This window comes from Loigolactobacillus iwatensis (assembly GCF_003950295.1).
In the GTDB taxonomy this organism is placed as follows: Bacteria; Bacillota; Bacilli; order Lactobacillales; family Lactobacillaceae; genus Loigolactobacillus; species Loigolactobacillus iwatensis.
Genome location: NZ_RHNP01000060.1, coordinates 1 through 7,711, shown reverse-complemented (window position 1 = coordinate 7,711; position 7,711 = coordinate 1). Strand labels below are relative to the sequence as shown.

Sequence of the window (7,711 nt, the reverse complement as noted above, 5' to 3'; positions counted from 1 at the left end):
AAAAAACAGCATTAGAAGTTGCCTAACTTCTAACGCTGTAAAATTGGCTATCAACAGGATTTGACAGAGAGCCAATTATTTAATTAGCAACAATGTTGACTAATTTTTGAGGAACTACGATCACCTTACGAACAGTCTTACCTTCAATTGCTTTTTGAACCTTATCTTCGGCTAAAGCAAGCCTCTGCAGATCGTCCTTACTGGTGTCTTTACTAATCATTACTTTTGCTTTCAACTTGCCATTAACTTGAACAACAATTTCAATTGTGTCTTCAACCAATTGATTCTTATCGTAAGTTGGCCAAGCTGCATAAGTAATTGACTCATCATGCCCCAGCTTCTGCCAAAGTTCTTCCATCATATGTGGCGCAACTGGATAGAGCATTTTGATAAAACCTTCAATGTATTCAACTGGTAAAATATCAACCTTGTAGGCCTCATTGATGAAAACCATTAATTGCGAAATTGCGGTATTAAAATGAAGGTGTTCGTAATCTTCAGTTACTTTTTTAACCGTCTGATTATAAATTTTCGTCAGTCCATCATCATGGACAGTAGTCACCCGATCACGTAATTCATCCTCATCATCGATCAATAACCGCCAAACACGATCTAAGAATTTTTTAGCACCGTTTAACCCATCGTCACTCCACGCAATTGATGCGTCCAATGGCCCCATAAACATTTCGTATAGCCGTAACGTATCAGCACCATATTCAGCAACAATATCATCAGGATTAATCACGTTACCTTTAGATTTAGACATTTTTTCGTGATTATCACCTAGAATCATACCTTGGTTATATAATTTTTGGAATGGTTCTGGCGTTGGTACAACACCAATATCATACAGGAATTTGTGCCAGAAACGAGCGTAAAGTAAATGTAAGACGGCGTGTTCTGCACCACCAACGTACAAATCAACTGGTAGCCATTTCTTTAATTTATCATAATCAGCTATTTTTTCCTTGTTATGCGGATCAATGTAACGTAAGAAATACCATGAACTACCAGCCCATTGTGGCATCGTGTTGGTTTCGCGCTTACCCTTACGACCATTCTCATCAACAACGTTCACCCACTCAGATACATTGGCCAATGGGCTTTCAGTACTACCAGATGGTTTAACGTCATCGGTTTTTGGCAAAATCAACGGTAATTGATCTTCGGGAACTAAGGTTGTTTCCCCATCTTCCCAATGAATAATAGGAATTGGTTCACCCCAGTAGCGTTGCCGGGAGAAGATCCAGTCACGTAAACGATAGTTAACTTTACGCTTACCAACTCCTTTTTCCTCTAGCCAGTCTAACGCACGACTGATTGCCTCTTTTTTATTTAGGCCATTTAAGAATCCAGAATTAATGTGTTCGCCATCATCCGTGTAAGCGGCCTTTGTAACATCACCACCCGCAATAACGGGCTTAATTGGTAAAGCAAATTTTTTAGCAAACTCAAAATCACGGTCATCATGCGCCGGGACGGCCATAATTGCACCGGTCCCGTATGAGGCCAAGACATAATCCGCAATCCAGATTGGTACTTGCTCACCGTTTATTGGATTAATCGCGTAACTACCTGTGAACGCACCAGTTTTCTCTTTCGCCAAATCGGTTCGTTCGAGATCACTCTTAGTCGAGATCTGTTTCTTATAAGCCTCAATTGCTGTTTTTTGTTCAGCAGTTGTTAAAGCGTCAACTAGTTCATGCTCTGGTGCCAACACCATATAAGTTGCACCAAACAGTGTATCTGGACGGGTTGTGAAGACTTCAATCGATTTATCTTCCTGACCAGCAACTTTAAAATTAACGCTGGCTCCTTCAGAACGACCAATCCAATTCCGTTGCATTTCTTTAATGCTTTCTGGCCAATCCAATAAATCTAAGTCTTTTAACAAACGGTCTGCGTAGGCCGTAATTCTTAGCATCCATTGGCGCATTGGTACCCGATAAACAGGGAAACCACCACGTTCAGTCTTACCATCAACAACTTCTTCGTTAGAAACAACGGTCCCACCCAATAAATCTGGTGCCCAGTTTACCAACACTTCAGATTCATAAGCAAGTCCTTTTTTGTACATTTGTTCAAAAATCCACTGCGTCCATTTATAATAGTTTGGATCGGTGGTATTTACTTCCCGACCCCAATCATAAGAAAAGCCCAACGAATTAATTTGTTTACGGAAAGTTTCAATATTTTTTTTGGTAAAACTAGCCGGACTATGCCCGGTATTCAAAGCGTACTGTTCAGCCGGTAAACCAAAGGCATCCCAGCCCATTGGATGTAGAACGTTGTATCCTTGCATCCGTTTCATCCGGGCAATAATATCCGTTGCTGTGTAACCTTCCGGATGGCCAACGTGTAGTCCCTTACCAGAAGGATAAGGAAACATATCTAATGCATAGAAGTTCTCTTTTTTTGGATCCTCTGTGGTTTTAAATGTATTATTATGTAGCCAATAATGATTCCATTTACGTTCAACAACTTTATGATTGTAGCTCATAAATTAACTTCCTTTCTAACGTCAATAAGAAATTGCTATGCTAAAGAAAAACGCCCCACAGGAAATATATCCTGTAGGACGATATGACCGCGATGCCACCTACATTTCGTATTAAATACGACACTTGACGTCTTAACGCGACCGCACGTTTTAGCCTACTTAAATTCGACTAAACACTCTAAGGTGAGTTCAAAAAATCACTTTACGAATTTACATCAACCATTCGCTTTCTGTTAAAAGTAACTTTACTACTAATCCTTTTCACAGTTTCTTATTATTTATTTCATCATACCAAAAAGAATTTTTGTTTTCAAGCCGGACTTTCTTAAACATGCTAAACTAAAATAAGTTAATTTAGCCTAATAACTGAAAAGGATTGATTTAATTTGCAATTAACAGACCAACAACGAAAACAACTTGCAGTTACTGCAGGTATTAGCTACTTCATTTTTTTCCTAATATTGATCAGCCTGGAAATGGACGCTAACTGGTTACAACAATTTGATCAAACTGCTAACGCTTTTATCACCCAATTTCGACAACCAAGTCTCAATCATGTGGTTATCATCATTACTGAATTTGGTAATCCAGCAAGCACCACGCTTATTGCACTTATTTTAATTTTTCTATTAGCGGCAACAAAGCAAAACAAACTGGCCTTCCTAACTTTTATAAATGTTGGTTTTATCGCCGGGTTAATTAATCATATTATTAAGGAGCTGATCCAAAGACCTCGTCCAACTGCCGTTAGTCATTTAGTTAGTGCAGGTGGTTTCAGTTTCCCAAGCGGCCACGCAACTACAAGCGTATTGTTATACGGCACTTTTTTTATACTCAGCTATTGTTTAATCAAAAACACTACCCAACGCAGGCACTTAACCTATCTTTGGGTAGCATTGCCATTACTGATCGGTCTTAGCCGAATTTACGTCGGTGTTCATAATACGAGTGACGTTATTGCCGGCTGGTCTTTTGGCCTCGCAAATCTTTGTTTAACTTGGCTATTATTTAGCTACTTGGACCACGTAAAATAGCCTATGATTCCGTCACTTTTTTACTTTTTCCAAATAAATTTACGATAATCGCCAAAACCATTAAAATAACGGAAGTCATGTAGATGACGTGTAGGCCACTATATAATATTTGCCGTAAAGTTGGCAACAATTTTGCCGGTAAACTAGTAGCTGTTTGTGGATTAACTAAACGATTCATCATATCACTAGTAATCCCAGTATGTTTGTATTTTGCAACTCCTGAGGCCAGGTGAAGGTTCAAAATAATTCCGTAAACCGAAACCATCAATGTTTGGCCAAGCGTCCGACATAAGGTATTAAATGATGTTGCAACGCCAATCTGATCTTTAGAAACAGAGTTTTGTGACACGACGGTTGTTGTTGTGATGGTGATACCAAAACCAAGTCCCAAAAAAGCGGCAACAATTAAGAACGTGGAAAATGATGTTGTTTCTGGTAAAATGGCCAAAACAAAACTACCACAGGCCAATAAGGCCAGACTCCAAAAAAGAATAAAACGTGGTGTGTACTTAGCAAGCAACCCACCAGTGATAAATGATGCGACAACCCACATAAGTGAGCTGGGCGTGACAACAAAACCACCCATGGAGGCAGGTAGCCCTAGGATTCCCTGCATCCACATTGGCATGTAAACTTCAAACCCCATTAAAAAGCCACTAACCAATGCGGCCACTATATTTTGAACATTAAAGGTTCGATTTTTGAATAACGCCAATGAAATAATTGGATCTGTAGCAGTTTTTTCGGTTTTGATGAAAAGTAAAAAACAGATAATGGCGATAACAAACATCAAGACTAAAATTAATGAAAAGCCGTGTTCTAAAACTTGGAAACCATACATAACACAAAGTAACGTTAACATTAAGAATAAACTTCCCCGGTAGTCAATTGGCGCCTTGATTGTTTCTCGCTTAGGTTCATTTAGGTAATGTGAGATCATCCAGATCGTAATTAAACCAATCGGTACGTTAATAAAGAAAATCCAGTGCCAGCTTAATTGTTCGACGATGAAACCTCCAAGTAAAGGGGCAACGACGGAGGCAATGCCCCAGGCTGAACTATTAAAGCCCAAAATCTTGGCTCTTTTCTCTATTGGGTAGATATCAGCAATTATTGTAAATGATAATGGCAAGATGGCTCCGGCGCCCATTCCCTGTAGTGCCCGAAAAATAATTAAAGTCATCATATTTTGCGCAAAACCACATAGAGCCGAACCAATAATAAATAAAAGAAGTCCAATAATAAATACTGGTTTTCGACCAACCCGATCGGCCAGTTTTCCATAAATCGGTGTCAACATTGCATTAGTTAATAAATAAATTGAAAAAATCCAATTCATTAAATTCATTCCGTGTAGGTCACCAACAATTGTTGGCATTGCTGTCGAAACTATTGTCCCTTCAATTGCTGACATAAAAGTTGCAATAAAAATAGCAACTGTGACTAAAGTAACGTTTGTTTCTTTCTTCATTTTGCCCTCCTTCATTCACTAAATCATATAAAAAGACCCCTATCAGGGAATTGAAAAATCCCTGGTAAGGGTCGCCTCTTGTAATCGTTAATCTAATGCATTGTGTAATGCATCAACCTTGTCTAAGTGTTCCCAAGGTAGATCAACATCTGTACGCCCAAAATGACCGTAAGCAGCTGTCTGCTTGTAAATCGGTCGTTGTAAATCCAACATTTTAATGATACCGGCCGGCCGCAGATCAAAAATCGTCCGAACAACTTTAACTAACTCACTTTCAGGAACTGTATTCGTCCCTTGCGTGTCAATTGCAACGGATACTGGCTGCGCAACACCAATTGCATAAGCAAGTTGAACTTCACAACGTTTAGCGTAGCCAGCAGCAACAATATTCTTTGCAATATAACGTGCTGCATAACTAGCTGAGCGATCAACTTTAGTGGCATCCTTACCAGAAAAGGCACCGCCACCGTGTTTAGCATAACCACCATAAGTATCAACAATAATCTTACGTCCGGTTAAACCGGCATCACCTTGTGGTCCACCAATGACAAAACGACCGGTTGGATTAACAAAATATTTAGTTTTTTCATCAAGTAAATTGGCCGGAATTACCGTTTTAATGACTTGATCAATCATATCTTTGCGGATTTGTGCTAATGATACATCAGGATCATGTTGAGTACTGATCACTACTGTATCAACACGTGCTGGTTGTCCATTATCATCATATTCAACGGTAACTTGGGCCTTGGCATCAGGACGCAAATATTTAATTGTGCCGTCCTTACGTAATTTTGCAACTTGCCGCATCAATCGGTGTGCCAAGGAAATGGGTAATGGCATTAATTCTGGTGTTTCATCAATTGCAAAACCAAACATCATGCCCTGATCGCCAGCACCAATTTTATCTAATGGATCCTCATCTGAATTACGTGCTTCCAAGGAATCATCGACCCCCTGAGCGATATCCGGTGATTGTTCATCCAAGGCCACCAAAACAGCGCAGTTATCACCGTCGAAACCATACTTACCGTGCGTATAACCGATACCCTTAATTGTTTCACGCACCGTTTTCTGAATATCAACGTACGCACTTGTTGAAATTTCACCTACCACAAGAACTAATCCTGTTGTAACGGTAGTTTCACAGGCAACCCGTGCCTTTGGATCCTGTGCTAACATGGCATCCAAAATAGCATCACTAATCTGATCGGCTATTTTATCCGGATGTCCTTCAGATACTGATTCTGAAGTAAATAAGTGTCTTTCACGCACTTTATATTCCCCCTATACATTTAATCCAATTAATTGGATAGTTAACTCGGTTACAAGGCATATCCACATAAATTGTGAATCCTCTCGGGAATCTGCTTATAAACCAAGAACTAGTCTATCATAATAATTGGCCATTTAAAAGTTGAATTCCCACTAAATGCTAATAAAAAAAGACAACATTTAAAATGTTGTCTTACATTACGGTCCCAACGGGACTCGGACCCGTGATCTCCTGCGTGACAGGCAGGCGTCATAACCAACTAGACCATGGAACCAATTGCGGGAGCAGGGTTTGAACCTGCGACCTTCGGGTTATGAGCCCGACGAGCTACCAGACTGCTCCATCCCGCGATAATATAAAGGAGGATAAGAGATTCGAACTCTCGCGTGCTATTACACACCTGACGGTTTTCAAGACCGTTCCCTTCAGCCACTTGGGTAATCCTCCAAGACTAAAAATTAACTATATAATGTACCATGACCCGTACGGGATTTGAACCCATGTTACCGCCGTGAAAGGGCGGTGTCTTAACCACTTGACCAACGGGCCATCAAAAAAACGGAGAAGGAGAGATTCGAACTCTCGCGCGGTATAACCCGCCTACACCCTTAGCAGGGGCGCCTCTTCAGCCACTTGAGTACTTCCCCAAAATGGGCCTAAATGGACTTGAACCATCGACCTCACGCTTATCAGGCGTGCGCTCTAACCAGCTGAGCTATAGGCCCATAAATGAATAGTTAATTATCAGACAAAGCGGGTGACGAGAATCGGACTCGCGACAACAGCTTGGAAGGCTGTGGTTTTACCACTAAACTACACCCGCATAATTATTAACTATAAGATGGCGCGGGACAGAATCGAACTGCCGACACATGGAGCTTCAATCCATTGCTCTACCGACTGAGCTACCGAGCCATTACGGTCCCAACGGGACTCGAACCCGTGATCTCCTGCGTGACAGGCAGGCGTCATAACCAACTAGACCATGGAACCAATTGCGGGAGCAGGGTTTGAACCTGCGACCTTCGGGTTATGAGCCCGACGAGCTACCAGACTGCTCCATCCCGCGATAATATAAAATGGTTTTACAACATCCACCATAGATGGACCTTGTAGGACTCGAACCTACGACCGGACGGTTATGAGCCGTCTGCTCTAACCAACTGAGCTAAAGGTCCAAGCACTAAAACCTATCGCGGCAAAGGGAATCGAACCCCCGACCTCCCGGGTATGAACCGGACGCTCTAACCTGCTGAGCTACACCGCGATAAACTATCAATCGGGAAAACAGGATTCGAACCTGCGACCCCTTGGTCCCAAACCAAGTGCTCTACCAAGCTGAGCTATTTCCCGAAAAATGCACCCAGTAGGAGTCGAACCTACAACCTTCTGATTCGTAGTCAGACACTCTATCCAATTGCGCTATGGGT

4 protein-coding genes, 14 tRNA genes, 1 riboswitch and 1 other annotated feature are annotated in these 7,711 nt (G+C 41.3%); of the genes, 1 reads left to right on the top strand and 17 read right to left on the bottom strand.

Going from position 1 to position 7,711, the window contains the following annotated elements; all coding sequences use genetic code 11:
- Positions 1-79 precede the first annotated feature (79 nt).
- Entirely contained in the window at positions 80-2,500 is a 2,421-nt protein-coding gene (gene leuS, locus EKM98_RS11560; protein ID WP_125982708.1) for a leucine--tRNA ligase, read from the bottom strand.
- Positions 2,501-2,571: 71 nt separating this feature from the next.
- Positions 2,572-2,774, bottom strand: a binding site (T-box leader).
- A gap of 112 nt (positions 2,775-2,886) precedes the next feature.
- Here leuS and EKM98_RS11555 point away from each other — a divergent pair.
- On the top strand, positions 2,887-3,534 hold the full coding sequence (locus EKM98_RS11555) for a phosphatase PAP2 family protein (RefSeq protein WP_125982707.1): 648 nt from the start codon (positions 2,887-2,889) through the stop codon (positions 3,532-3,534).
- A gap of 1 nt (position 3,535) precedes the next feature.
- Here EKM98_RS11555 and EKM98_RS11550 read toward each other — a convergent pair whose 3' ends face one another.
- The 16 genes from EKM98_RS11550 to EKM98_RS11475 form a co-directional block, all read right to left on the bottom strand.
- Positions 3,536-5,005, bottom strand: a complete 1,470-nt coding sequence (locus tag EKM98_RS11550) for an MDR family MFS transporter (protein ID WP_125982706.1) — start codon at positions 5,003-5,005, stop codon at positions 3,536-3,538.
- A gap of 87 nt (positions 5,006-5,092) precedes the next feature.
- Positions 5,093-6,280: a methionine adenosyltransferase gene (gene metK / locus EKM98_RS11545; protein ID WP_125982705.1), complete on the bottom strand. Its 1,188-nt coding sequence runs from the start codon at positions 6,278-6,280 to the stop codon at positions 5,093-5,095.
- Positions 6,278-6,387: riboswitch (SMK box riboswitch) on the bottom strand. (Overlaps the previous gene by 3 nt.)
- 94 nt (positions 6,388-6,481) lie before the next feature.
- Positions 6,482-6,555 (bottom strand) — tRNA-Asp (locus tag EKM98_RS11540).
- A gap of 2 nt (positions 6,556-6,557) precedes the next feature.
- Positions 6,558-6,631 (bottom strand) — tRNA-Met (locus tag EKM98_RS11535).
- Positions 6,632-6,640: 9 nt separating this feature from the next.
- Positions 6,641-6,728, bottom strand: a tRNA-Ser gene (locus EKM98_RS11530).
- 30 nt (positions 6,729-6,758) lie between these two features.
- Positions 6,759-6,830, bottom strand: a tRNA-Glu gene (locus tag EKM98_RS11525).
- 10 nt (positions 6,831-6,840) lie between these two features.
- Positions 6,841-6,928, bottom strand: a tRNA-Ser gene (locus EKM98_RS11520).
- A gap of 4 nt (positions 6,929-6,932) precedes the next feature.
- Positions 6,933-7,006 (bottom strand) — tRNA-Ile (locus EKM98_RS11515).
- 27 nt (positions 7,007-7,033) lie between these two features.
- Positions 7,034-7,104 (bottom strand) — tRNA-Gly (locus EKM98_RS11510).
- A 19-nt stretch (positions 7,105-7,123) separates the two neighbouring features.
- A tRNA-Phe gene (locus tag EKM98_RS11505) sits at positions 7,124-7,196 on the bottom strand.
- 4 nt (positions 7,197-7,200) lie between these two features.
- Positions 7,201-7,274, bottom strand: a tRNA-Asp gene (locus tag EKM98_RS11500).
- Between the two features lie 2 nt (positions 7,275-7,276).
- Positions 7,277-7,350, bottom strand: a tRNA-Met gene (locus EKM98_RS11495).
- 35 nt (positions 7,351-7,385) lie between these two features.
- Positions 7,386-7,459 (bottom strand) — tRNA-Ile (locus EKM98_RS11490).
- Positions 7,460-7,474: 15 nt separating this feature from the next.
- A tRNA-Met gene (locus EKM98_RS11485) sits at positions 7,475-7,548 on the bottom strand.
- 12 nt (positions 7,549-7,560) lie between these two features.
- Positions 7,561-7,634, bottom strand: a tRNA-Pro gene (locus tag EKM98_RS11480).
- 5 nt (positions 7,635-7,639) lie between these two features.
- Positions 7,640-7,711: transfer RNA gene (locus EKM98_RS11475), tRNA-Arg, on the bottom strand.

What these genes read in the sequence shown, in the direction of transcription:
- leuS (WP_125982708.1), bottom strand. Translation starts at nt 2,500, where the DNA reads ATGAGCTACAATCATAAAGTTGTTGAACGTAAATGGAATCATTATTGG.
- EKM98_RS11550 (WP_125982706.1), bottom strand. Translation starts at nt 5,005, where the DNA reads ATGAAGAAAGAAACAAACGTTACTTTAGTCACAGTTGCTATTTTTATT.